Origin of the sequence: Methanolobus chelungpuianus (assembly GCF_024500045.1) — an archaeon.
GTDB lineage: Archaea > Halobacteriota > Methanosarcinia > Methanosarcinales > Methanosarcinaceae > Methanolobus > Methanolobus chelungpuianus.
This window is the reverse complement of sequence record NZ_JTEO01000006.1, coordinates 233,978-260,112: the sequence shown is the minus strand read 5'-3', so window position 1 is coordinate 260,112 and position 26,135 is coordinate 233,978. Positions and strand designations below refer to the sequence as shown.

The 26,135-nt window shown below is 47.6% G+C and carries 23 protein-coding genes and 2 pseudogenes; 19 read left to right on the top strand and 6 right to left on the bottom strand.

The genetic code is table 11. From position 1 onward, the window contains the following. The 4 genes from PV02_RS11545 to hgcC all read right to left on the bottom strand — a co-directional run bounded on the left by PV02_RS11545 (position 1) and on the right by hgcC (position 3,548). Complete coding sequence (locus PV02_RS11545) at positions 1–1,554, bottom strand: nitrogenase component 1 (protein ID WP_256623570.1); 1,554 nt, start codon at positions 1,552–1,554, stop codon at positions 1–3. 258 nt (positions 1,555–1,812) lie between these two features. Continuing rightward, positions 1,813–2,169: a mercury methylation ferredoxin HgcB gene (gene hgcB, locus PV02_RS11540; protein WP_256623569.1), complete on the bottom strand. Its 357-nt coding sequence runs from the start codon at positions 2,167–2,169 to the stop codon at positions 1,813–1,815. Continuing rightward, the gene (gene hgcA, locus PV02_RS11535; RefSeq protein WP_256623568.1) at positions 2,169–3,242 is read right to left on the bottom strand and encodes a mercury methylation corrinoid protein HgcA; all 1,074 of its coding nucleotides are present in this window, start codon (positions 3,240–3,242) and stop codon (positions 2,169–2,171) included. Before hgcA ends, hgcB begins: the two co-directional genes overlap by 1 nt. A gap of 6 nt (positions 3,243–3,248) precedes the next feature. Further along, positions 3,249–3,548, bottom strand: coding sequence for an HgcAB-associated protein HgcC (gene hgcC, locus PV02_RS11530; protein WP_256623567.1), 300 nt, complete (start codon positions 3,546–3,548; stop codon positions 3,249–3,251). Between the two features lie 231 nt (positions 3,549–3,779). Between hgcC and PV02_RS11525 the strand changes: the two genes are divergently transcribed. Beyond that, positions 3,780–4,673 carry a nucleotide-binding protein gene (locus tag PV02_RS11525; RefSeq protein ID WP_256623566.1) on the top strand — a complete coding sequence of 298 codons (894 nt, stop codon included), beginning with the start codon at positions 3,780–3,782 and terminating at the stop codon, positions 4,671–4,673. A 242-nt stretch (positions 4,674–4,915) separates the two neighbouring features. Next, complete coding sequence (locus PV02_RS11520; RefSeq protein WP_256623565.1) at positions 4,916–5,203, top strand: hypothetical protein; 288 nt, start codon at positions 4,916–4,918, stop codon at positions 5,201–5,203. A gap of 265 nt (positions 5,204–5,468) precedes the next feature. On the opposite strand, the pseudogene PV02_RS11515 reads toward PV02_RS11520, so the two are convergent. Both PV02_RS11515 and PV02_RS11510 read right to left on the bottom strand, forming a co-directional pair. Then, positions 5,469–5,659: pseudogene (locus PV02_RS11515) on the bottom strand (IS5/IS1182 family transposase); the annotation flags it as partial. 357 nt (positions 5,660–6,016) lie between these two features. Beyond that, positions 6,017–10,138 (bottom strand): cupredoxin domain-containing protein, encoded by a 4,122-nt coding sequence (locus PV02_RS11510; protein WP_256623564.1) that lies wholly within the window; start codon positions 10,136–10,138, stop codon positions 6,017–6,019. A 64-nt stretch (positions 10,139–10,202) separates the two neighbouring features. Between PV02_RS11510 and PV02_RS11505 the strand changes: the two genes are divergently transcribed. From PV02_RS11505 to acnA, 17 genes and pseudogenes are all read left to right on the top strand, one after another. Beyond that, entirely contained in the window at positions 10,203–10,541 is a 339-nt protein-coding gene (locus tag PV02_RS11505; RefSeq protein WP_256623563.1) for a hypothetical protein, read from the top strand. A gap of 1,181 nt (positions 10,542–11,722) precedes the next feature. Further along, the gene (gene hcp / locus PV02_RS11500) at positions 11,723–13,339 is read left to right on the top strand and encodes a hydroxylamine reductase (RefSeq protein WP_256623562.1); all 1,617 of its coding nucleotides are present in this window, start codon (positions 11,723–11,725) and stop codon (positions 13,337–13,339) included. Between the two features lie 38 nt (positions 13,340–13,377). Continuing rightward, a complete protein-coding gene (locus PV02_RS11495) occupies positions 13,378–13,716 on the top strand; it encodes a cupin domain-containing protein (RefSeq protein WP_256623561.1) in 339 nt (112 codons plus the stop codon). 120 nt (positions 13,717–13,836) lie between these two features. After that, a complete protein-coding gene (locus PV02_RS11490; protein WP_256623560.1) occupies positions 13,837–14,115 on the top strand; it encodes a ferredoxin-thioredoxin reductase catalytic domain-containing protein in 279 nt (92 codons plus the stop codon). A 52-nt stretch (positions 14,116–14,167) separates the two neighbouring features. Next, a complete protein-coding gene (locus PV02_RS11485) occupies positions 14,168–14,629 on the top strand; it encodes a (Fe-S)-binding protein (RefSeq protein WP_256623559.1) in 462 nt (153 codons plus the stop codon). A gap of 48 nt (positions 14,630–14,677) precedes the next feature. After that, the gene (locus PV02_RS11480) at positions 14,678–15,925 is read left to right on the top strand and encodes a formylmethanofuran dehydrogenase subunit B (protein WP_256623558.1); all 1,248 of its coding nucleotides are present in this window, start codon (positions 14,678–14,680) and stop codon (positions 15,923–15,925) included. Next, entirely contained in the window at positions 15,925–16,329 is a 405-nt protein-coding gene (locus PV02_RS11475) for a molybdopterin dinucleotide binding domain-containing protein (protein WP_256623557.1), read from the top strand. The genes PV02_RS11480 and PV02_RS11475 overlap by 1 nt, the downstream gene beginning before the upstream one ends. A gap of 314 nt (positions 16,330–16,643) precedes the next feature. Continuing rightward, positions 16,644–16,823: a Sp36 family protein gene (gene sp36 / locus PV02_RS11470; protein WP_256623556.1), complete on the top strand. Its 180-nt coding sequence runs from the start codon at positions 16,644–16,646 to the stop codon at positions 16,821–16,823. Between the two features lie 169 nt (positions 16,824–16,992). Continuing rightward, on the top strand, positions 16,993–17,802 hold the full coding sequence (locus tag PV02_RS11465) for a cytochrome P460 family protein (RefSeq protein WP_256623555.1): 810 nt from the start codon (positions 16,993–16,995) through the stop codon (positions 17,800–17,802). A gap of 299 nt (positions 17,803–18,101) precedes the next feature. After that, positions 18,102–18,509 (top strand): ester cyclase, encoded by a 408-nt coding sequence (locus tag PV02_RS11460; protein ID WP_256623554.1) that lies wholly within the window; start codon positions 18,102–18,104, stop codon positions 18,507–18,509. A 326-nt stretch (positions 18,510–18,835) separates the two neighbouring features. Beyond that, positions 18,836–19,189: a cupredoxin domain-containing protein gene (locus tag PV02_RS11455; protein ID WP_256623553.1), complete on the top strand. Its 354-nt coding sequence runs from the start codon at positions 18,836–18,838 to the stop codon at positions 19,187–19,189. A gap of 24 nt (positions 19,190–19,213) precedes the next feature. Beyond that, on the top strand, positions 19,214–19,516 hold the full coding sequence (locus tag PV02_RS11450; protein ID WP_256623552.1) for an SDR family NAD(P)-dependent oxidoreductase: 303 nt from the start codon (positions 19,214–19,216) through the stop codon (positions 19,514–19,516). 7 nt (positions 19,517–19,523) lie between these two features. After that, complete coding sequence (locus PV02_RS11445) at positions 19,524–20,177, top strand: phosphoribosyltransferase (protein WP_256623551.1); 654 nt, start codon at positions 19,524–19,526, stop codon at positions 20,175–20,177. A gap of 4 nt (positions 20,178–20,181) precedes the next feature. Further along, complete coding sequence (locus PV02_RS11440; protein ID WP_256623550.1) at positions 20,182–20,649, top strand: YbhB/YbcL family Raf kinase inhibitor-like protein; 468 nt, start codon at positions 20,182–20,184, stop codon at positions 20,647–20,649. Positions 20,650–20,860: 211 nt separating this feature from the next. Beyond that, on the top strand, positions 20,861–22,480 hold the full coding sequence (hcp, locus tag PV02_RS11435; RefSeq protein WP_256623549.1) for a hydroxylamine reductase: 1,620 nt from the start codon (positions 20,861–20,863) through the stop codon (positions 22,478–22,480). A gap of 66 nt (positions 22,481–22,546) precedes the next feature. Beyond that, positions 22,547–22,717, top strand: a pseudogene (locus tag PV02_RS11430) (IS5/IS1182 family transposase); the annotation flags it as partial. Positions 22,718–23,343: 626 nt separating this feature from the next. After that, positions 23,344–26,115, top strand: a complete 2,772-nt coding sequence (gene acnA / locus PV02_RS11425; protein ID WP_256623548.1) for an aconitate hydratase AcnA — start codon at positions 23,344–23,346, stop codon at positions 26,113–26,115. Positions 26,116–26,135 lie beyond the last annotated feature (20 nt).

Genomic DNA, 26,135 nt, shown 5'->3' with positions numbered 1-26,135 from the left:
TTATACCTGTTCTTCCTCTGACTGTAAGTAGTACAGTGAATTCGGCTGCTGGTACCACCAGTCCTTGTATGTGCTCTTTGTCTTTTCCAGCATGGTCCTCTGATAGGAATGGCTTTTCAGCGACTGCAGGAGGAAACTTCCAAATGCTATCGCTCCTGTGTAGCCACTTTGCGCGCTCCAGGGGTGAGGATCGGACCTTAAGGCATGCACTCTTGTGACACCTTTGTCACGCTTGAACGCACCCCCCTGGAAGGGACAGGTCATTGCAATATCGGGGTTAAGCCGGTTAGTGATATGCGTCTGCTCTGCAGCCTGGAATGTATTGACCAGTATGTCGAAATCTCCCATTTCAGCGATCAATCTCTCCATGTCTTCCAGTATGAGGTTGTCAAAGTCCTGACACATCGCAGCAGATGACTTCAGTCCCAGTTCATCGAAGTAAGGCACCTGTGCAAGAAGCCTTCCCTGGCCGAGTGCACCGAGGACTTCTATCTTTTCACCGTTACCTTTTATGTTCGCAAACTGTTCTCTGATCGCTTTCAGTTTCGGGAGCCATTTTGCGTGCTCTTCTTTGATCAGCTCCTCTGCTTCCTTTTCCTTGCCCGTGTACTTACCTATCTGCCTGAGCCATTCATCGGTATGTGCAACTCCCATGGGCGAGGGGTATAGGAAATATGGAACGCCAAATTCCTGCTCAAGACCTCGTGACAGATAATCAGTATAAGTCGGACACAGCGGTGCTGTGACGGCGGCTTCAGAGAGCATCTCTAAGTCTTCCACCGATGCAAACTCAGGGACGAAATTTACTCTCAGACCCAGCTTTCCAAGAAGGCGCTTTATCTCAAGCCTGTCCTGCCAGGTGTAGGAGAGCATACTTGCCACATTTACGAGGTCCTTCTGCTTCTTTTCCGGTTTCCTGATGAGATACTTCAGTACTCCGTGCCAGAATGCATCATAACCTGTCTGCACAAGCTTTGATCTTGATCCCTCACAGTGTATCGGGACTATTTTTGCAGATACTTCGGGCTGCACCTGTGCAACCACTCCTTCGATATCCTCGCCTATGATCCCTGATGCACAGGATGTCAGTATGAAGATAGCTTTAGGATTATAACGCCTCTGTGCTTCCTTTATTGCTGCACCAAGCTTGTCGCCTGCGCCGTAGACTACATCTTTCTCACCAAGATTTGTTGTCATCCAGTGAAGATCGTAGTTAGCCGGACGGCCCATCTCAACAGGAATATGACGGTATAGTTCTCGGTACCCGAGTGCTGATGATGAGCATCCCACAGGCGCATGGTATATTACGGCAGCATCACGGATCGTTCCAACCCTTACCGAGAGATAAAAGTTAAGAACACAACCGCTTGATTGCTGAAAGTTCCGCTCTCCCTGCTTAAGGCAGCCGGAGCGCGCCTGTTTTGCAAGGTCACTTGCTTTTCCATACCAGACGTTAATGCCGTTTGCCCTTTGTTCCCTGTTGGGACATGTGGCTTTGGATAGATCGATCTTGTTGTCGATCAGTTGATTTTCAGTAAGTTCTGTTCCTGACATTAGTATTACTCCACAAGAGAACTCTTTATCTCGATGGATCAGTCTCCCGTAAGTTCTGCCCATGGCATTAATATGTCCAATTGAGATCTATGGATATATAAACCAGGAAATCAGCAAATATAGGATCTTTATTCAAGTAATCCTAATTTTTGCGGCAATCGCAAACAAAGGAAGAGAAAAAAGATGAGCAGGAAAGTATAGCAGCCTCAGAATCCTGATGACAGGAGAGTCAATGTACACAATGATTTTGCAATCCCTTTAATCCTCTGGGATGGACATTTCTTCTCTATATGAGGATGATTCCTTTGTGCTCTCACCACAGCAGGATCTCTCTTCTCCTCCGCAACCGCATTCTCCATTATCCATACCCTTGCCTCTGAGTGCTGCACGGATCATTGCCCATGCACAGCCGACACCGCTCTGCACTTCTATTGCCCGGACAGGACAGTTCAGGGCACATGCACCGCACTCCATGCATGCAGCTGGCTGCATTAGTTCAGCATGATCTTTTCCTTCAGCAAAGACTCCGTGGGGACAGACATGCGTACACCTCAGGCAGTTGATACATTTTTCAGGATTATACAGGAGAGTGTTCTCAAGATAAGAATCAAACATCAGATCACCTTCATAAACCGGACTATTCCAAGAATGACTAAGAGCAGAATCCCAAACCCTGCCATGAGCGCCATGACAGGCACATATCTATAAATCTCTTTCTTGACGCCGGTCCTTGAAGTGAATGTTGTACAACCTGTGAAGTTAAGGGCCAGGTATGCCGTCACAACCGGCATTATCATAAGTGGGACAAGAGCTGTAAGCATATTCGCCCAGAACGGCATTTCAGGATTTGTCGCAAAGGGAATTGAAAAGGGAATTGCAACGATAACTCCCAGAATAAGCCCTTTTGTGCTGAAATCATGTGTGGGGATGAAAGGAAGCAAGGCCGGAAAGAACACAGTTCCAGCAAGCACTGCGGTGATCGCAGCAAGGGCTGCCAGAGGGCCTGCAAGGAGGTAAAGAATAATGGCAGCAACAAGCGTCGGTAGTGCCACATGGAGTAATTCTACCGGAGTGAGGACCAGCCTGTCTCTGAATGAGAACTGGACCCTGCGCATTTCGGGCGTTGCCTCGCGTGTTTTAATGTATTCGGGAAGATCACTGGCACGGACCGGGCCATATTCCACCCTGAAACCGGAACGGCGCTGTACTTCATGCGCCGAGATCCCAGGAGCACTTAGCTGCGGCAATATGAGAGCGCGGTGGCTGACAATGCCGGAAAGCCCTGACCATGCGATGCGATGCACTAGTTCCTCTGTCCCGAATGTGCCCTTGCCTGCAGCACACCATACATTCACTCCCTTTGTATCCAGAACAAGAATGTAGCAATCTGTGCCAGCAAGAGCGCGGCGGACCGCATCAAAACTCAGTGTGTAATTTGCCGAAACAAACACAGGAGAATCTATAGTTGGCTCACCCATCTTGTAAAGGCCGGGTTTTACAATATGTCCCATCCGGTTCACTCCCCAGAGGGCAAGAAAGTGACCGAGCCGGTCATTAAGTGTGAGCTTGCCTGTAATGGTAAGAAGCTCAGATACCGGCTTACTGTGAGCCAGCTTAATGAATGAGATTGTATCAGATCTCCTCGGTGCACATGGGCATGACGAACCGTTTGTCTTGTCATTATCCATGTGATTTCACTCCTTTTTATCATTCATGTGCATCAATGGATCAAGTACCTCTTTTATCATTCCGCTAAGGTTCTCGGCTTTGATGAGAGCAAGACAACAGATACTACCTTCCTTTCCCCAGCTGATCAAAGCAAGCTTATTCCCGCTATTGATGCCCGCTTTATCCCGCACGTCTTTTGGTAGCACCATCTGTCCCCTTTCATCAACACTGAGGATTGCCTCTACCCTGCATTCAGAACCCTGATTGCAATCGCACGCCAATCCCTCATGATTACAGACTTCATTGACGTTCTTCTTTTTAGTCATTCTGATCTCTCATGATCAAGTACGTTTTCTGGAGACTTATACTTTTCTGAAAAATCAGAAGAAACATGAAAATAAGAACATATTTGAAAATCAGAATAAATCCAAAAGAGGCATTGGTATCTGAGAGACCCATTTTTGCCGCAAAAAAGGGGAAAACAGATATTCCATGTCAATTCTTGCTGATTTATGAGCATATAAATCTACTTAGCGTAATTTATAGCCGGTGATTTAATGCCAAAAGCAAGGAATATAGCCATCTATGGAAAAGGAGGCATAGGGAAATCGACAACTTCATCAAATCTCTCAGCGGCCTTTTCAGACCTGGGCCTTAAAGTAATGCAAATCGGGTGTGATCCAAAGAGTGATTCCACAAACAACCTGAGAGGAGGAAAATCTATACCTTCAGTCCTTGATGCTCTGAGAAGCAGAAAGAGAATTGAAATCGAAGATATTGTACATGATGGTTTCAATGGTATAAAGTGTATTGAGGCAGGTGGACCGGAGCCGGGGGTCGGATGCGCCGGCAGGGGAATCATCACTGCTATCGAACTCCTGAAGCAAAAGAATGTATTTGAGGAATTCAAGCCCGATATAGTGATCTATGATGTATTAGGCGACGTTGTCTGCGGAGGCTTCTCTATACCTATTCGTGAAGGGGTTGCCGAGCAGGTATATACCGTTGCATCATCGGATTTTATGGCAATATATGCTGCAAACAACCTGTTTAAAGGTATCCGGAAATATGCAAACAGCGGCGGTGCGCTTTTCAGCGGAATAATTGCAAATTCGATGAATCAGCCTATCCAGAAAGATATAATCAATGATTTTGCAAAGCATACTCAGACAACGGTTGCAGGGTATGTTCCACGTTCGCTGGATGTTACAAGAAGTGAACTCAGGGGCCAGACGGTGATAGAACACGCGCCGGACTCCGAGCAGGCGGAACTATACAGGGAGCTGGCAAGGAGTATCCTGAACAATGACCAAAAGTATGTTCCTGCACCTCTGGAGTCTGATGATCTTAAGGTCTGGGCAGAGAGCTGGTCTGATACACTTCTTAGGAACCGTGAAAACGAAGAGAAGATAAAAACAACTGAAAACCATATTGTTGTCTATCCGGCCTGAACCAGAAGTATGCGGGGACTGAAAAGATTAAAATAACAACGTGCTGGCCTTTCAACATCCATGGAAAGGGGTTTGAATCTCAGCATTACTGAGCACGCTGGGTTTCATGACCCTCTATTTTTAATGGAACAGTGATTATCAAGTGATGTCGGCAAATATATCTATTTTGAAAAGCAATTGATTCACAATTGTGATTATCCAATTATAATGTGCGAGGGGAAATATATCCCTGTGGAGGAACAATGAAAGAAGGTGACCGGATTATCAAGACCAATAAGAACTATCGAGTTATGATAGATTCCGATGGTGTGGGTCACATAAGGATAATCAGGCGTGTTAATCTGAAGACACTGATTGAGATCTTCCAGAGCCTCTATCTTGAACTGAAGAAAGATCAAAACCGAACTCCTCATATCAGCATTTATGTTTCCCGTTCTATATGTGACGAGATGTCGGAGAATGTACAGTATTTTCACGATTTTGTAATCTCCTGTCTCGATGGGACATTTGACCTGATAGTGATTAATTAGATAATGATCCTATCTCATAACTTCACTTGACATCTTTTCCAGCATAGGATAAAATAGAGCCCATGTAGGCTCTGTAGAAATCCTCGTTTGAATTGAATAAACAACCTTGGCAGACCTGCCAAGGTTGTCTACTATTAATTTTAATCTCTTTTACTTGATTCCAATATTTCCTGGATTGATCTCTTTCCCATATTTTCGTTTAAGGACTGAGGACATCGTTTCTATCATGTTTCTGTTATGATACAGTTTTTCATCAAACTCCACTCTTGTCCATCAATTCAACAAGTTCAACGATATTTCTGTAGTCTGTGTTGAGATACTCTTCAACAAAACCAAGGTTAATAGTTGATGCTGCGTATAAGTCCTCTTGGAATACTTGCAATTGTATATCTGCAAATGCGAATTTCCTGATACCTCTAGCGATGTATCAACAAAATTTAAGTACGTGTTACACAAACACTAACCATTTCCTTTGTGTTTTGACGCAACTACCATTTTGGGTTTTTATAATTTTTAAAGCAATAAGTAATTTTCAGCAGGAAACAGGTTTTCTACAGAGCCGAGATTTCGTATTATTATATAAAATAAAATCTTCTGAATTTAGTATACACTGTAGAATACTGAAGCAAAATTATGGATATGAAAAGGGAGATTTATTGGACGCTATGAATATGACATACCCAGATGTGACAATTTTGAGGAATAGGCAAAACCTAACTAACAGCGGGCAAATTTATGCACAATTGCTTAAGTCGCTGTGTATAAAAATAAAATTCAGGGAAGAAATATATCCTCCCTGAGAAGCCTTTTACATTAGGCTGTAGTAGCTGTTGCAGTGTTGGATGGCGTTGAGTCATAAGATATTGTCGGGAATCCTATGGCAGGTGCCGGATACACAGTAGTGTCTCCGACCACGTTGGTTGCCAGTATCCTATAGTAGTACGTAGTCCCTCTTGCCATGGTTGTATCTGTGCTGGTTTTTATACTACCTGTCCCCGGTCCTGTTGAGGAAGGTACGGTTGAGATAGTGGTCCACGGACCAGTAGCTACGGTAGCTCTCTGAACTTTAAAGGACACTTCATCAGAGGAGTTATCATTCCACGTCAATGTCACTCTCTGATTATTGCCGTTACCGCTCCTTACCGCTACAAGATTCACAGGTGCATCGGGTGTAACTCCCAAAATAACCGAGTGCATCATATCAAACTCTTCATGTGCCAGCAGGTGGCAGTGGTAGAGATACTCCCATCCAAAGTTGACCAAGTGGTTGCTGACAGTAACTGGATTTCCGGCCGTGTCTTTCCATCCTCCTGTTGGAGCAATCAATGGATCACCCAGAGGCATCGTCGGATCAAGCGGACGAATACTGTTGGGGATCTTGAATGGCTGTGTGGGAGCTACAGGTTTGAATGCAATGAAGGTGTCCTGCAGTGGATTCACTCTGAAAGTTTCCTTCCAGCCCATCTCGTTAAGATCAGGTGGTCTTACAGCATTGTCCCATGCAACACGGTTAATGATCTGCGCATTAAACAAGTGAACATGTACAGTGTGTGTATCCACACCATTATGGGTTATTCTCCATACCTGGATCCCATCTCCCAGTGTTCCGACCGGGGCCCCTATTATATCAACAGGTGCAGACAGGAAAGGTATGAGGATGAAATCCTGTGCTCCGGCAGCAGCATTTGGTAGCTCAAGACCCAGCATGGCGCTCATACGTCCATATTCATTGTCGAAAGCTTCTCCCATTTCGTCCTGAATGGCTTTGGGCTCAAAGGGTATTGGAATCCCGATGGCAACCGCGGCTGCCCTAGTCCCGTCACCTGTTAAAGTAACTGTGGGTGCAGATGTATAGCCACTGCCTCCATTTATCAGGTTAAGGCTCGCTACCGCTGCCGGGCTTAATACGGCCGTTGCAGCAGCGCCCGTTCCACCACCACCTATAAAGTTGACAGTGGGCGCGGATGTATAACCGCTACCTGACCTGGTAACTGTGACACTGGCAACAACAGAAGGAGTTAATGCTGCTGTAGCGGTAGCACCCGTACCCCCTCCACCTGTGAAAGTGACCGTGGGAGCGAAAGTGTAGCCACTACCTGCATCGGTGACGGTAACGCTTCTAACCTGATTGCCCTGTACTGTAGCCGTAGCTTTAGCACCAGTCCCGCCGCCACCAATGATGTTAACGGTAGGTGCCGTGGTATAGCCTCTCCCTCCGTTCGTTACTGTGATGGTGGCAACTCCTGTGGGAGCCAATGCTGCCGTTGCTGTCGCGCCTGTCCCACCGCCACCTATGAAGCCGACAGTGGGTGCGGAAGTGTAACCATTTCCTCCACTATTTACTGTAACACTTGCAACAGATCTGGTAGCCAGTTTAGCTTCTGCTGTAGCAGTTGTACCGCCAGCGCCGGTTGGTGCCGAGATCGTGACTGTGGGAGGAGATGTATAACCACTGCCTCCGTTAGTAAGCTTAAGACCGGTGAGCGGGCTTCCCGAGATGAAGTCAAAGTAGGACATGGACTGAGTATGAATCCTCATGAAAGGGTCTGCAGGGAAATTCATGTTGTAGGCCGAGTTGTAATTTGCCTGTGGCACGATTATCTGGTCCTGCGAAACTTCAAATACACCCCTCTTCGTGTTCATCTTGGCAAAGACTGCTTTCAATGCGTCCACATTGTAGGTAGACGGTGCGGTGTCTTTTACCCGGATCTGCATGATGGTACGGGTGTTTGGACCATATCCGGGCTGTGTCGTGGGTGCCCCACCCATGTCAGTGTGATCAGGGTCACCTGTATAGTAGTCATACCGCGGATCTATCGCCGGGAAAGGTGCAGGAGCATCGTTGTATAGGATCAGTGTCTTACCGGCATATTCCGAGAAGTCAACAATCACATCAGCCCTTTCCGCTGTTCCCAGAATGAGCGTGCCCTTATTCACAACTCCCATATCGAAGTTTGTCTGGTCCATGTTCCAGTCCACAGGCTGGTTAGGAAGCACTACCGGCTCCGGCAGGAAGCCTCCTTCGGTCCCTATCTGGATAAATGAAGGACCTGCTGTTGACGGGTCAGGCACACCGCCTTCTCTTCCATCGATCGGCCAACCTCCTGGGAAACCAGCTGTCTTAACCGCTGGGACCATCCTGACTTCGGTATTGGTTCTGCCATCTGCAGTTTCAACATCAGGATCTGCTACATACAGTTGCAGATTAAAGAACCGGTCATCGGCTGCGTTCAGAATGCGGAACCGGTACGCTGTGGGCTCCACCTCAAGATAAGGATATACTGCGCCATTGACGATAGGTGTATCCATGAAAGCTTCGGCAGCTTCAGACGGGTTAGGTGTCGCAGGTATCATGGTTGGCTCCCAAGGTGCATTTACTGGGTCGTAGTAGGGGTTTGGTATTGGCGGATAGGTGATATCCGTTGTCGGTGGCCAGAACCAGGGACCGTAATGCCAGCGGCCGAAAGCATTCATTCCGCTCGGGTCTTCTGGGTTCTGGTTCGGCATGTAGACGTGAGGATACCAGAGGTCTCCAGTATTTGGTACAGGTGGCGTTGTTCCCCATTTCCATGTCGGATCCTGCGCTGCAATGGTTGTTGAATCTACAAAGGTCCTGTCCTGGATGACCAGAGGAATCCCTGTGTCTGGAAGGACTTTAACATTTCCGGGGTTAATGCCGGTAACGTCAGTACCCTCAATCATATCTTTCTCCACCTGGTCTGACAACAGATAGGGGGCAGCTTCACCTGCATAGACATTCAGACGAGTGATCCCAAATGAATGGTCATGGTAGAACATCAACCTGGCACTTTGCTCGTTGTTATAATAGAATGTCATGGATCCATCACCTGGATCTGGCATATCCGGAACATTGTAAACACTTACACCCTCGGGATAAGAAGTTGCTTCCCCGGCAGGTGTGACCCATTGATGAGGCGTACCATCGCTTATCCATGGTACGAAGCCGCCGTGAAGGTGGATCGTGGCACGGTTCTCAGTGAACATGCCATGGAGGTTTGTCCCCAGGGGTTGTTTTGTTGCTGGATCAAAGTTGATATCATAATGACCGGCTCCCATCACTGTCGTGTCTACCGGTAGGAACAGATCTCCTCCGCTGCCCGTGGGAAGCAAATTATAGAACTTGATTCTCACAGGCCTGTCCTTCTCGGCGATTATCGCAGGTCCTAGGAAATGGGGGTTATCTACGGCATAAGCTTGACTGCCATCTGGCATTAAAATTGGAGATCCGTCAGGGTTTTTAAGAGCAATATGCAAACCGGACACTTTAGCTGTCGATAACTGCACATAGCCTCTGTGCGTGGTCGCAGGCAAGTCCGGATGCATCTGCTCAGTATATTCCACCACTGCTATTTCATAATAATCAGCTGGCTCATTGGAATATGTAACAGTTTCAGGAACGGCAATCGGTATATATTGTCCTAGATCATTTGCCTCGGTGGGACCAAGGAGCGGAAGCGAATCGACGAACTTCCTTATACCGCCCTTCGTAGGACCACCAATCATTGCTGTAGCACTGGCACCCGATCCCGTATCATCTATGATAGTTACGGTAGGAGTGCTGCCCATTGTGTATCCGCTGCCTCCGTCGTCAAGAATTATTTCAGTAATAACCCCATCAGAAACGTTTGCCGTTGCAATAGCTCCTGTATTGGCACCGTAAACATCAACATAAATATCATGGACTGTGACAGTAGGAGAAGTGTAATCACTTCCGCCGCTCACAAGAGTTATGCTGGTGACAGAACCCGTTGGAAGAGGACTGTTTGCGTAGTTAGGATATGGTCCGAAATAGTGCGGTATCCCTCCCGGATCAAGCTGGGACTGAGCAAGTGTTCCGCCTGCGGCAAGTACTTCATTACGCATCGCCTTGAAATGAGCTGCTGCCTTTTTCCTCAGAGCAGGTTCATCTTTCATTTTTTTCAATAGTTTGTTGTATTTTTCCTTCTTAAAATTAACTTGAACTGCATCTTCATTTAAAATGGAGCTATTGTCTGCTGCTGCTGTAATAATAGAGCTATTGTCTTCTGCTGCTTTAATAATAGAGCTATTGTCTTCTGCTGCTTTAATAATAGAGCTATTGTCTGCAGCTGTACTAACATTGTCAGAAGATGTAGAATTGTTTGTATCGGCTGCACTGCCACTTAAAATAAGTACTGAGAACAGTATTCCGATAATAAGCAACAATCCAGTAGATCCGGCTATATCATTGATTTTTTTTCGTCTTCCCCGCTCATATAAGCGTCTAAATATTTCATTCTTATTTTTCATACTATCACCCACCTCTGATATAAATCTCGTTTTTGGATTCACACTGTGAACCTGCCTCTAACTCTGTAGACCTCTTATCAAATCGAGATTAATCAGCCCAATCAGGTCTTTTCATCAATGATGCTTAAAAAAAACACCTCTTTAAACGGTGTTTTGGCTAATCGCCTAAATATGAATAATTTCTATAAAGCTCCCGCTATTATAATTCATTCACATACCCGCCCACATATTAAAGATTAGATTCCCACTGAATCCTGCACAGACATATATCAGGATTAATGATAAGGAGATTTTATTAGTACATAAAGGTTTTGTCAATAATGGCAAAGACGATGGGATCAAGATGGACACGAAGGCTTAAAGTCCAGGTTTGCAGAAAAAACACAAAGGGTATGATTAGTGTTTTGTCGAATAGATACTTAAAGTTTGTTGATACAGCGCTAGCTGTATCAGGAAACTCACATTTGCAGATATACAGTCTTTTCGATCTGCTTTTCTCTTAGATTGTTCTACCCCTTTGAGTAACACTCCGCAGTGAAGTCAACCGCTCGGCTCTTATTACAATCCTGTTCCTTCCACCCGATGGGGTACTGCAGTCGTATTCTATCTCACGGCTGCATAGAGTTCTGGTTTCACATATTACTTTGGTCTGGTTCTGATAAGTGCTGACATGTTCAGTTTCTGCAAAGGAGTCTGGCAAGTCTCCGCATCTGCTCAAGGAAATTGGCCTTGTAGACCATCATTCAAAATCTTTAACAATCTTCAATTGGATTTCATTTTCCTAGTATTATAAAAGGGGCTCTTGAGGAGGAAATCAATTTTTGGAGCAGAGCTAGGGTGATACTTACATCGTAGGTCCCTTAATCTACTCGAATGTCATGAAATATAGGAAGACATTATATAAAAGCAAATTAAAAGAGTAAATTAAATTGGCTTCAACCGCAAACTATAGGTACGATGAGCGTTAATTGTAAATTAATTTTGCCGATAGGATGCCATTCTTGTAATCTTTTTGCAGAAATGACGACTTTAGGAAAGATATAGTTTTGCTTCTTAAGTAAGTATCACTTCCGGTGTAGAGAAAATTGGTGAGCAGTTTACCATTTCCTTTTTTACCCCTTCACACCCAAGAGTTCTTTCAGGTATCCAACCGGAAACTACCTCACTTATATGCAAATACCTCCAATATCTTAGTATCAAAAAGATATCAGGATATAAGTGGTGAAACAAATGTACTGTTACCAGTGTGAAGAAACAGCAAGTGGGCAGGCCTGTATAAAAGTGGGTGTCTGCGGAAAGAAGAGCGAGGTCGCCGAATTGCAGGACGACCTGATATATCTGCTGAAGAGCATCGCTTTCTACAATATGAAAGCAAGGGAGCATGGGGTCAACGAGGAAAGAACGGACAGGTTCATGCTTGACGGGCTCTTCGCCACGCTTACAAACACTAACTTCAGTAAGGAAAATGCTGAGAAACTCCTCGGGGAAGGTTTTGATATACGGGACAGCATTAAACAAAAGCTGGTAAGCAAAAACATTTCCCTTGGAGAGCTTCCGGAAGTTGCAAAGGTCACTCCTGAAAGCATCAAGGGTATAGACACAAGTTTTAACGCTCCCGGTAATGAGGATATCCGTTCACTCAGGTCGCTGCTGATCTTCGGCCTCAAGGGCATAGCTGCCTACGCCCACCATGCTTATGTGCTCGGGTTCAAGGACGATGAAATATTCAAGTTTATGGAAAGATCCCTTGTGGCAACAACAGACGACAAGGTCGGAGCCGATGAGCTTGTGGGCCTTGTAATGGAATGCGGCTCGATGGGGGTCACAACGCTTGCCCTGCTGGACAAGGCAAACACTTCCACCTACGGCAACCCCGAGCCCACAAAAGTGAACATAGGAGTTCGCGACAGGCCGGGCATACTCATAAGCGGACATGACCTGCGTGATCTCGAGCAGCTCCTTGAGCAGACCAAGGGTACAGGCGTGGACGTGTACACCCACGGGGAAATGCTTCCTGCAAACTGTTATCCCGCATTCAAGAACTATGATAACTTCGTAGGCAATTACGGAGGCGCGTGGTGGAAGCAAAAAGAGGAGTTCGAGAAGTTCAACGGTCCCATACTGATGACCACTAACTGCCTGGTACCTCCGAAAGCAACATACACTGACAGGATATACTCCACAGGCATTGTAGGATGTGAGGGTGTGACCCACATCGAGGAAAAGGAAGACGGCACAAAGGATTTCTATGCCATAATCGAGCAGGCGAAGAAATCAAAGCCGCCCGAGCAGCTCGAGGAAGGCTCCATCGTAGGAGGGTTTGCACACGCATCAGCTCTCTCAGTTGCCGATAAGATAGTGGATGCTGTCAAGAGCGGAAAGATCAGCAAGTTCGTGGTCATGGCCGGATGCGACGGCAGGCACAAGGAAAGGAGCTATTACACGGATTTCGCAAAGGCCCTGCCGCAGGACACCGTTATCCTCACTGCGGGCTGTGCCAAGTATCGCTACAACAAGCTTGATCTGGGAGACATCGGAGGTATCCCAAGGGTCCTGGATGCAGGCCAGTGTAACGATTCCTATTCGCTGGTGGTCATTGCGCAGAAACTTGCGGAAGCATTCGGACTTGAGGACATCAACGACCTTCCAATAGCATATAACATCGCATGGTACGAGCAGAAGGCCGTGCTTGTGCTGCTGGCGTTGCTGAGCCTTGGAGTGCGGAACATAACTCTCGGTCCCACCCTGCCGGCGTTTATCTCGCCCAACATACTCAATGTGCTGGTCGAGAAGTTCAACATCAGGCCGCACACAACAGTTCAGGAGGACCTCAAGGTCCTTCTATGAACTTTTATTTTCTTTCTTTGATATAACAGGAGGCAAAAATGAGAATCACAAGTTTCGGGAATGAACCTGACAGGGAAAACCCTCACGGGGTTTCCGTAAAGAAACTATATGATACCGAGCATGCACAGGTAATGCACATCGAGCTCAAGCCCGGGGAGAAACTTAAGAAACATGTGACTCCGGTGGACGTTTTCTTCTACGTGCTTGAAGGTGAGGGGATCGTCGAGATCGGGGAAGAGCAGGAGAAGGTATCAAAAGATATGATCATAGAGAGCCCTGCCAGGATACCCCACAGGCTTATGAACGAAGGTACCGGAACGTTCCGTTTTCTGGTTGTAAAGGTTCCAAGACAGACCGATCAGACAAAGCTGCTTTAACAGGCAATGGAATGACCGGGCATGCCTGCCCCTTTCATTTATTTTCCGTAGGGGAGGAAAATAGATTAATGGTATAAGCGACAATATTTCTCATCATTAAAGCTGATAACGGAGATTTTTATGACACATCTTAAACCTATTATGGAGAAAACACACGCATGGGCAACCGCATATGCAAGAAGGAAAGGTTACAAATTAAATCCTGACGATGAGATGGTTCAGCTTGTGGTGGAAGGTCTTGCAAAGAACAGGGCAGAACTCGGAAAACAATACTGCCCCTGCCGTATAGTCAGCGGTGATGTGGAGCAGGACCGCAAGATCATATGCCCCTGTGTCTACCACCATGATGAGATAAAAGAGAATGGCAGCTGCCACTGTTCACTGTTCTTCAGTCACTGAGATATAACTGAGCGTCCATCAGTGGTCCGGAATACCCGCTCAGGAGAGAAACATGGCAAGTGTAATGGAAATATATCAGTTACTACCAAAAACCAATTGTAAGGAGTGCGGAAAAAGCACTTGCATGGCTTTTGCAGTCGACCTGCTTTCCCGCAAGCTCAAAGTGGAGGACTGCCTTCCTCTAGTCAGGGAAGGGAAGTACAAGGCCAGCTATGAGAAGCTTTCCGGCATGGTGACTCCTGTGGGAGATGTCACCGAAACCGGGCTTATCGTACATGCTGACAAGTGTATAGGATGCGGTAACTGTGTGGTCGCATGTCCTGTCAATGTTGCGGCCGATCCCATGGGTGCAGGCAGTGGCAAGGCTCCCACATGCGACAGGGTGATCCTGAAAGTTGAGGACGGCGTCGTGAAGGCCGCCAATGTCCAGGAGTGCCGCCGCTTCGGGGAGAATAAGATTCTCTGCGTTGCATGTATCGATACCTGCCCGACAAAGGCAATAGAATTTGTATGATGGGATGATAATAATACAGTGAAGGGAACTTCGCAAAGGGGGATCAATTTGGACAATGATCATTACGTCTGTACGGGCTGCGCGCTCCTGTGCGATGATATCGATGTGGGACTTGAGGATGGAAAGGTAGCCAAGGTCCATACTGCGTGCAGGAAAGGATTCGCATTCATGAAGGGATGCAGCAATCCCCTGGGGTGCATGGTGAATGGAAAGAGGGCGGATATGGATTCTGCTATCAGGGAAGCGGCAGATATCCTGAGAAGTGCTGAAAGGCCGCTCATTTTCGGGCACGCCAATTCAAGCTCGGCTGCCCAGAAGAAAGCAATCGGGATTGCCAGGAAGATAAACGGCTATATTGATGACACTTCATCATTCTGCCAAGGTCCCATGGTGGAGGCAATCCTGGAAGGCAAACTGAAGACCTGCACCCTTGACGATGTGAGGCATAAGGCCGACGTGATAGTTTACTGGGGTGCGGATCCTGCTAACTCGCATCCCAGGCACATGTCGCGTTACTCCTACTTCCCCAGGGGCAAAGAGCGCCAGAGAGGGTGGGAAGAGGACCGCACAGCAATATGCATCGACGTGAGGAAGTCCGACACTGCCGAGATTTGCGGTGAGAACGGGCTCTACCAGATACCCGTTAAAGGGGATGTGGAATTCATGGATGCCTTGGTGAGCGCTCTTTCCGGGAAGATCCCCAAGACATCCTATGACTTTGATAAGAAAAGGCTGCTGGAACTTGCAAACATACTGAAGAAGGCAAAGTTCGGAGTCATCTTCGCAGGTCTTGGAATGGTCTATGCACTTGACGACCGCGAACCTCTCTACAGGCTTATGGATAAACTTAACTCGGTCTCGAACTTCCATCTTATACCCATGGCTGGCCACTACAACATGAGAGGCTTCAACCAGAACCTGTTCGAGGAAACAGGGTACATCAACCGGGTAAAGTTCAGCGGGGCCGAGATACTGCACGGGCCCGAGTATTCGGTTGTGGAAGCACTGAGACAGAAGACCGTGGATGCGGCGCTTGTTATAGGCGCTGACCCGCTTACAAGCCTGCCCCGTTCGGTGGTAAGGTATCTTGAAGAAATACCACTGATAGCCATCGACCCCTGCCAGACCCTGACCTCAGTGAAGGCGAAAGTTACAATTCCCTGCGCCCTGGTCGGCGTAGAATCAGGTGGTACTGCCGTTCGCATGGACGGCGTGGAGATCGGCCTGAAGCAGATCGTTGAAACTGACCGGCTTTCGGACGAAGAGGTAATGACACGTATATCGGAGGCATTATAATGGGATTCGGACAGTTCCTTGCAGCTCCTGAGGTAAAACTGAAGATAGTTACTTACAGGGATATCTTCCAGGATTCCGCAAAAGTGGCATCACTTTTCGGGGAAGACTATGAGAAGCTCTCCGCTGTCATCAGGCTCGACCCGAAGGACATCTCGAAACTTGCTATAAAGGAAGGTGATACACTCGTGCTGAAGAACGGCTCTGGCAAGGTGGTAGTGAAAGCCCGGAATTCCGGCTATGAGAAACCACACACAGGAACAGCCTATATGGTAAACAGTCCATGGTCCAATGTTCTGGTGCCTGAAGACGCAGGCGGCACGGGAGTGCCTGAGTTCAAGGATTTCGAGGTGCTTGCATCCAGTGCAAAGGGAGCTAAAGTAACAGGGATAAGGGAGATCATCTGATACTTCTCATCCCCTTTTGCAGGTCTTTCATATATTCTCATAAATATCGCCTGTAGTCAGATTCTCTATATTGTAGGCGTGCATCACCATTACGTATACGTCCTTTTGTATTGCTTTAACTCGGCCTTTTATCTAACAGGAAATAACCTTGCTATCCTAGCAGAGTTGGGCCGGGAAATGTATTATACTCTGAATAATCAAGTTAAGTTGTTTATCCCTCAAATTAGTTTTTTGAAAAGTTATTTATATGTCGTGGGTATAGGGTATTATATAACGAAAATAATCTTTTCGTAGACAAGTAGAGGTAATTAAAGATGACATCATGGGAATATGAAATAAAATCAGTTCGTTTTGGAGAGTGGGACCTTATGAAAGAAGACCTGAACGAACTTGGCATTGACGGCTGGGAACTGGTCAAGCTTTCAGGTGATGTGGATGAGCAGGGAATGATCAAAGCCTTCCTGAAAAGGCCGCTAGATATACTTGAAACCTGATCTATTCTCCTAAATTCCTTTTATACCTTTTACCTGATCTTCAGGCATTACTCTGTTTTGCTGTGGCAGTGCTCAAATAGTGCTCTATCCGCGTGCAGCATAAATGCACCCTTTCTCGGACATAAAAGTATTTCAATTGAGCAGCCAATCATATAATCGGGGTTTGTTGATGAAGATTGAAATGATAATCTTTCTTATTCTTATAGGTGTGTTTCTGGCAACCGGATGTACCGGTGCACAGGATGAGGACGATGCAGGCACAGAAATTCCGGAAGTGCCTCCTGCTGAGCCCGAACCCGTGCAGACAGGACTTCCTGAACCAAATGGAAGTCAAGTATACAGTTACATTGCTGAAGAGAACAGCTACCGAAACTGGGACCTGTGGCCTTTGAGGGAGGAGAGGTATGCAAGTGTCAGTGTTCACGGTCCCCTGCTCACCACCTATGTCTCGGACAATGCCCTGCCTGCCATAGAGAACAGGGCAGGTGCCCTGCCTTACGGGAGCATGGTGGTAAGGGAAAGCTATGATTCGGAAGGCGAGCTCAGAGAAATAGGTGTGCGTTACAAGGTAGAAGATTATGACCCTAAGCACAATGACTGGTTCTGGGCTGCCTACACTCCGGAAGGGGAGGTAATAATCGAGGGAAGGATTGAGTCGTGCCGGGACTGTCATTCCATAGAGGCAGCTAATGACTATATCTATACTGCTTATATAACAGGCACTCCTTACCCGGTAACTGAAGTCAATATCAGGAACTTTGACTTTGATCCGGCTTCTGTCACCATTGCGGTGGGTGACACTGTAAGGTGGACAAACATGGATTCAGCAGTCCATACTATAGATGGCGGCGGGTTCAGGTCCGAAGCCCTGCGACAGGGAGATTCCTACAGCTACACATTCACAGAAGCGGGCACTTATTATTATATGTGTGCAGTGCATCCTTATCAGACCACGGGGCAGGTCATTGTAACAGGATGATACATTATAAGGGTAGGGATTGTTGTCGGGGAAGGAAAATTAAAATTGCTGCCTGCTTCCTGCCTTTTTTACAGTTACAGGCCTTCTCATAAAGGTGTTTTACTAAAGGGTCAGTTGATATTCTCTCCAGTAGTGTAATATTCATATCTTTGAGTATGAAGTAGCCGTTTGATGCTGTTCACAGAGAGTTTTAATATAACAGGAGCTACAAAAGTATTTCTTGGAACCATATAGGTGGTACAAGATTCAGACTGAAAGTGGGGTAATTATAAATGAGCGTAGAAGAAAATTTGGAATTAATGAAAACTTTGGATGATGCATGGAATTCCCAGGACTGGGAAACATTCAACGAACGCCACGCGGATGATGTAGCTGTATTTTGGCCTGGTCAGCCGGAGCCCACAAGGGGCGGCCACGCGCATCATGCCGAAGCTGTAGAGTTTTTCAAAGTATTCCCGGATAACCATATAGTCAACAATCCTTATAAGATCCTTTTCGGATCTGGCGACTATACATGCTCCGTAGCTGAGTTCACGGGAACTATGAAGGGGCCAATGAAAGGAGCTGATGGCAGTCTAATTCCGCCCACGAACAAGAAGTTCAAGGTGGAGTTCTGTACTGTGGCTCACTGGAAGAATGGGAAGATAGTGGAAGAGAAACTATTCTACGATCTGGTGGGCCTGATGAAGCAGATCGGCACAATGTAGGTCAATATCTTTTTATAATGGGGCTGTGCAGGGACAACCTTGTTTAGCAAGCACTTTAAAACAATCGTGTATGCCCTCCTGCTGGTTGCTGACAGGTTCGGCCCATTAATATTGCTCAGGATATCCTCCACATCTGTGGGATAAGCTCGCTTATTGGCCTGCTTATGAGATTGTTGTTTGTCACCAATGCCTCTGTCTTATGTTTTTTTATTTGCGGTGTATATATTGTTCCTTTAATATTCTAATAGGGATAATGCAAACCCCCTAATATTTTAGTTCCGCTAACACTATTAATTATGCTCACCCTATTTTAGTCGGGGAGGATTATGAAACGAATACTTTTTGTGCTTGCACTGCTGGCAGCAGCAGCCTTTATCTCAGGATGTACGGATTACCAGTCGCCAGGGGAAGCCCAGCCCCCGGAAGAGATTGAAACGACAGATGTCACGATGCAGAACTATCGTTTCCTGCCTCAGGACATCAGGGTTTCTGCCGGGGATACTGTTACCTGGACGAATAATGATAAGACGGCTCATAATGTAGTTGCGGATAACGGCGATTTTGATTCAGGTGAGATATCACCGGACGGAACTTTCAACTATACTTTTGAGGAACCAGGTCTCTTCAATTACTCGTGCACGATACATCCCGGAATGATAGGTTCCGTTACAGTGGAGTGATCCGGGACTTTCAGGGGAGTTATTTTGAGGCTCAAGGACAGCGTAGCCATTGTTACGGGCGGGGGCCGGGGCATTGGAAAGGCCACATGCCTTGCACTTGCAAGAGAAGGTGCGAACATTGTCGTGACCGCGGGGAGCAGGGACGAGATAGCACAGGTCCGCAGATCGGTCGAGAACATTGGGTCGGAGTCCCTGGCCGTCGATACTGACATCAGGAAAGAAACCGGTGTCTGCGCTATGGTATCAGATCCCATGGAACATTTTGGAAAAATGGGTCTCCTTGTCAACAATTCCGGGGTGGCTGTAAGGAGACTGTTGACAGGCTGAGGTGCAGATGACATTCAGGGACAGGAAGGATGCGGGTTTGAAACTTGCCAGCCGGCTGGAAAAGTACAGGGGCCAGAATGTGCTGGTGCTTGCCATACCCAGGGGCGGCGTGGAGGTGGGTTGCATAGTGGCAGAGCACCTTCGTGCTCAGTTTTCGTTGCTGGTTACAAGGAAGCTGCCTTTTCCCGATAATCCGGAGGCCGGGTTCGGGGCCATAGCCGAAGATGACAGTGTCTTCATTTTTGAGGATGCTGCAATGTGGGTGCCGTCGGAGGATATAGAAAGGATAGTTGACGAGCAGTCCGGGGAGATACGCAGGAGGGTACAGGTGCTCAGAGGTGGCAGACCGCTGCCGGAGATCGGGGGCAGGACGGTCATACTGGTCGATGACGGGCTTGCCATGGGTTCCACTATGCGGGCATCAATAATGCTGTGCAGGAAAAGGAATGCCGAGAAGATCGTGGTTGCAGTGCCGGTTGCCGGCAGGGAGGTTGCTGAAGAGGTGTCCCGGATGGTCGATGAGCTCGTGGTGCTGGAAATCCCTGCTCGTTTCATGGCCGTCGCCCAGGTCTACATGAACTGGTATGATGTTTCCGATGATGAGGTACTTGAAATAATCGATAAGGGTTGCAGTGAAACAGAACAAATGGAAGGTGAGTGAAGATATGTTAGTTACCAGCAGCGCTTTTAAGCATGGGGAGATGATACCGGCCAGATACACATGTGACGGGGAGAATATAAGCCCGCCTCTTAGTTTCGAGGATCTGCCATCTGCCACAGTGAGCATCGTAGTGATAGTCGATGGGGTGGATTCCTCTTCTGGGACGATGACCCACTGGATAGTATGGAACATTGATTTCGTGGAAGACATCGACGAGGACACTGTTCCCGGCGTGGAGGGCATGAACGGCTTCAACAGGATATCATATTGCGGCCCCTGTCCCTCCGAAGGCACGCACAGATACTATTTCATGGCCTATGCCCTTGACACACGGCTCGATTTCATCACCGGGAAGGACAGGAATGAGATAGAGGATGCAATGCAGTCCCATATACTTGCCAAAGGAGAACTCATGGGCGAGTACAGAAGGCCGCAGGTCCCATCCGGCCCTGTGGAGAGCAGTGTGGGTTAAATAATGAGGTGGGGACTGCACAATTAGTAGATTTCTTTCCACGTTCCTTGTTTTCAGTAAAACCGCACGTAATGGCTCTATATATAGGGCTCGGTACCATGTTTATATAATTTACTGCATATTATATTCAGGGAATGGTTTAAAATGTGGGAGCACACAAAGCAAATATGTACCTACTGACAATAATATGTAAAAAAGTAAAGGTGATACGATGTTCTGCTACCAGTGTCAGGAAACAATGAAAGGGAAAGGCTGCACAATGAATGGGATGTGCGGTAAGAAAGGGGAGGTTGCAGACCTTCAGGATGATCTCATCTATGTGCTTAAGAGTATTGCATTCTACAACCAGAAAGCAAGAAAGGCAAACGTTTCCGAGAAGAGCACTGATGATTTTATGCTTGATGCATTATTCTCAACCATAACTAATACTGATTTCAGAGCTACCGGAATTCAGGAGCGCATCAACAGAGGATTCAAGATCCGGAATGAGATCAGGCAGAAGCTTCTGGAAAACGATGCACTTGATGAGAACTATCTGCCCGAGATTGCAACTTTGACCCCTGCGAACCTCAGTGACAGGAATACAGGCATACTTGCAACAGAGAATGAAGATATCCGGTCATTAAGGGAACTGTTGATCTTTGGTATCAAAGGAATTGCAGCATATGCACATCATGCTATGATGCTTGGTAATATCAACAAGAAAGTCAGCTCGTTCATTGAAGAAGGGCTTGTGGCAACCACGGATGACAGCCTGAACGATAAGGATCTCATCTCACTGGTCCTGAAATGCGGGGAAAAAGGCTTTGATGTGATGGCAGACCTTGACAGGGTGAATACAGCTGAATTCGGAAATCCTGAACCTACGCAGGTTAACATAGGAGCAAGAGGCAATCCCGGGATTCTCATAAGCGGACATGACCTGAAGGATCTGAAACAACTACTGGATCAGACCGAAGGAACAGGCGTGGATGTCTATACTCATGGTGAGATGCTCCCTGCACACTCGTATCCTGAATTTAAGAAATATGAACATCTGGTAGGCAACTATGGAGGTTCATGGTGGCATCAGAAAGAGGAATTCGAGAGTTTCAACGGTCCGATATTACTGACAAGCAACTGCATAATTCCTCCAAGGGATAGCTATATTGGCAGGCTATACACCACAGGCTCCGTAGGTTATGACGATGTTACACATATTGAAGCAGAGAATGGTAAGAAAGATTTCTCTGCTCTCATCGAGCAGGCAAAGACATGTGAACCTCCGATACAACTGGAAGAAGGTACCATTATGGGAGGCTTTGCTTACAACTCCGTGTTGTCTAATGCAGACAAGATCATTGATGCTGTCAGAACAGGAAAGATAAAGAAGTTCATTGTCATGGCAGGCTGCGACGGACGGCATAAAGACCGGCAATACTACACGGATTTTGCAGAAGCATTGCCCAAAGATACCGTTATTCTTACTGCCGGATGTGCAAAGTATCGCTACAATAAACTTAACCTGGGGGAAATTGATGGAATTCCAAGGGTGCTTGATGCAGGGCAGTGTAATGACTCATTCTCATTGATTGTAATTGCACAGGGTCTTATGGCAAGACTCGGATTTACAGATGTCAATGAGGCACCGATCTCATACAATATCGCCTGGTACGAACAAAAGGCGGTCCTTGTATTGCTTACCCTTTTGAGGCTCGAAATAAAGAATATTACACTTGGCCCGACACTTCCGGCATTCATCTCACCAAATGTCCTCAAAGTGCTTGTGGAGAAGTTCGCTATTACACCGAACACAACCATAGAAGAGGATATGGAGAGGCTCTTAAAATGAAATTTGGGCTCCAGAACCCCCATTAAATCTCTGATTTAATGGCATCTTAACAGATACTTAAAATCTATTGACACAGCGCTAGCTGTATCAGGAAGCTCGCATTTAGATATGCACAGTTGCAAGTATTCCAGGGTAACTTACACTCACTATCATCTTCTAACACTGGTTTTGTTGAATGATCCTCTTGATGCTGACCACAGAAGCAGTGTTGAGCTTGTTGAAGTGATGGATAAGGTACACAAAAATAATCGGGATAAGTGGCCCAGTTAAATTCTCATCAAAATAAAATTATCCTCTAATCTTTCCTCGTTGCCGTTATTTCTCTTCCCCAGAAATGTACCGGCCTCGCCGGAGCTCTCCGGGTTGATTTTAAGTATTCCTGCAAGACTTCGCTACATATACAGATCACTCAGATGGATGTCCCTCCCCGCCTTCAACCGGATCCCCGGGACTAGAAGCTTTTCTTTCTATCTTTCCCTGGTCCTCTATGTGATCTTCCTCGTCCGGCGCTATTCTCCGGAGTTTTGAAATCCCACGTTTTTTATTGCCAGAAGCCGGTGTGCCGAGAGAGCCGGTCGGGGTTGCGGGCGCTGATCACGGCTATCTTGTTGTTACTTACAGGAGCTCCAGGGACCTTATATTCTCGACAGGTTATTCATAGTTATTCATAAGTAGTGTACGCAGGCAAAGTTATTTATTCATGTAGATTTTTTATGGGCGGTAACATAGGATCAGCAAAAGGTGCAGCCGGGAAATATGATCCGGGCTTTGAGGATTGCTGCTGCGGCGGTACAGAGGGCGGGAGCACAATCCGTTTAAGTAATCATTTATATTAATCGTGTTAATTACCATAGGTGACATTCATGGAAGGTATTCTTGATAATGACCCTTTCGGGGCTAAACAGACTCTTGACATTGGCGGTAAAAAGGCAACTGTCTACCGCCTGAAAAAACTGGAAGAACTTGGTATTGTCAACCTTTCAGGCTTGCCATACTCGATCAGGGTTTTACTTGAAGATGTTTTGCGTAACATCGACGGTGAGATCATCACCGCAGAAGATGTGAAGAACCTTGCGAAATGGAGCCCGGAGTCAGTTCCTGCATCCGATATCCCTTTTGTCCCTTCAAGGGTGATAATGCAGGACTTTACCGGTGTCCCGGCTGTTGTTGATCTCGCTGCAATCAGGTCTGCCATGCAGAGGCTCGGTGGCGACCCGAAGAAGATCAATCCTGTAATACCTGCCGACCTTGTTATCGATCACTCCATCCAGGTGGACTACTACGGCACATCCTATGCGCTTCACTGCAACGAGAAGTACGAGTTCCACAGGAACAAGGAGCGCTACGAAGTGCTTCACTGGGCCCAGAAGGCCTTTGATAATATGCGGGTAGTGCCGCCTGCAAGCGGTATCATCCACCAGGTCAACTTAGAGTATCTGGCTCCCCTTGTACATGTGGTCAGGAAGGGGTCCGAGGATGTAGCATATCCCGACACCCTTGTGGGCACTGATTCCCACACTACCATGATCAACGGCCTTGGCGTGCTGGGCTGGGGAGTAGGTGGCATCGAGGCCGAAGCAGTCATGCTCGGACAGCCTTATTACATGCCGATCCCTGAAGTCGTGGGTTTCCGGCTTACAGGAGAGCTCAGGGAGGGCGTCAGCTCCACAGACCTTGTACTGACAATGGTGCAGATGCTCAGGAAACATGGAGTCGTGGGCAAGTTCGTGGAATTCTTCGGTCCGGGTTACAGGACGCTTGACCTGGCAGACAGGGCGATACTTGCGAACATGGCTCCTGAATACGGTGCAACAATGGGCTTCTGTCCTGTGGATGAGAGGACTCTCGACTACATGCTCCAGACCGGCAGGAGCAGGGAACATGTGGACATGGTCAGGAAGTATTGCAAGGAGCAGGGCCTCTTCATGAAACAGGACTCTCCGGAGCCGGCTTTCAGCTCGACGCTGGAACTTGACATGAGCACGGTCTCACCATGCCTTGCAGGCCCCAAGCGACCCCAGGACCGCATTGCAATCCAGGAGATGTCAAAGGTCTTCCACCAGGCCATGAAGGAGGCCTTCGAGGCAAAGAGCCGCAAATCACCCAACGGCGATGTTGACTATGGCCGCTGGCTCGGGGACGGAGGCTACAGCATTGCCGGCTCTCCGCATCATACCGGCATTGTGAAGGTCAAGTGTGCCGATGACGTAAGTGTCACCCATGGGTCTGTGGTCATTGCTTCCATTACCTCATGTACCAACACTTCCAATCCTTCACTTATGATGGGAGCCGGACTCCTGGCAAAGAATGCAGTGGAACGCGGCCTTAAAGTCAAGCCTTTTGTCAAGACCAGCCTGGCACCCGGCTCACGCGTCATTACCGATTATCTAACAGAGGCCGGCCTGATGCCATACATGGAAGCGCTCGGCTTCCACGTTGTAGGCTATGGATGCCTCACCTGCATAGGCAACAGCGGGCCGCTCAACGAGGCGGTCTCAAAGGAGATCGAGAAGAAAGACCTCACAGTTGCAGCAGTGCTCAGCGGTAACAGGAACTTCGAGGGCAGGATCAATTCCCAGGTCAAAGCCAATTATCTCGCATCGCCCATGCTGGTCGTGGCATATGCTCTTGCAGGGACCGTGGATATAGATCTCAGCACCGAACCCATAGCATGTGACCCTAATGGGCAGCCGGTATATCTCAAGGACATCTGGCCGGGAAAAGAGACCGTCGACCGTTACACAAAGGACTTTGTCACTCCTGAGATGTTCGAGGAGGAATACTCCAGCGTCTTCAAGGGGACAAGCCTGTGGAGAGAGCTCAACGCACCTTCCGGACTGCTGTACGACTGGGACAAGGATTCCACCTACATCCAGGAACCGCCATTCTTTAAGGACTTCCCTCTGGAAGCAGCCCCCCTGGCTGACATCAGGGACGCACGCGTCCTTGTAATGGTGGGCGACAGCATAACCACGGATCATATCTCTCCTGCAGGTTCCATCCGCACAAGCTACCCGGCAGGCCAGTACCTGCTCTCAAAGGGAGTCGATGAGAAGAACTTCAACTCCTACGGCTCAAGGCGTGGGAACCACGAGGTCATGATGAGAGGTACTTTCGGCAACGTACGCCTCAAGAACAGGCTCACTCCTGCAAAGGAGGGTGCCTGGACAGTCTATCTCCCAACCGGGGAAGAGATGTACATCTATTCCGCAGCCATGAAGTATGTGGAATCCGGCATTCCGCTCGTTATCCTGGCAGGAAAGGAATACGGCACGGGCAGCTCCAGAGACTGGGCTGCAAAGGGCACTCAGCTCCTTGGCGTGAAAGCGGTCATCGCGGAATCCTTTGAGAGGATACACCGCAGTAACCTTGTAGGGATGGGAGTGCTGCCGCTGCGCTTCAGGGATGGCGAGAATGCCGAGAACCTTGGACTGACAGGCACGGAGACCTTCGATATCCAGGGAATCGACAACCTGGAGCCCTACGGTGAGCTTACTGTCGTGGCCAGGGATGCTGGCGGGAAGCAGAAGCAATTCACTGTGGTCGTAATGCTGAACTCTGCCATAGAGGTGGAATACTACAGGAACGGTGGCATCCTGCACAAGTTCCTGAGGGATAGGGTTAAAGGGGAATAATCCCTTTACCTACCATCCAC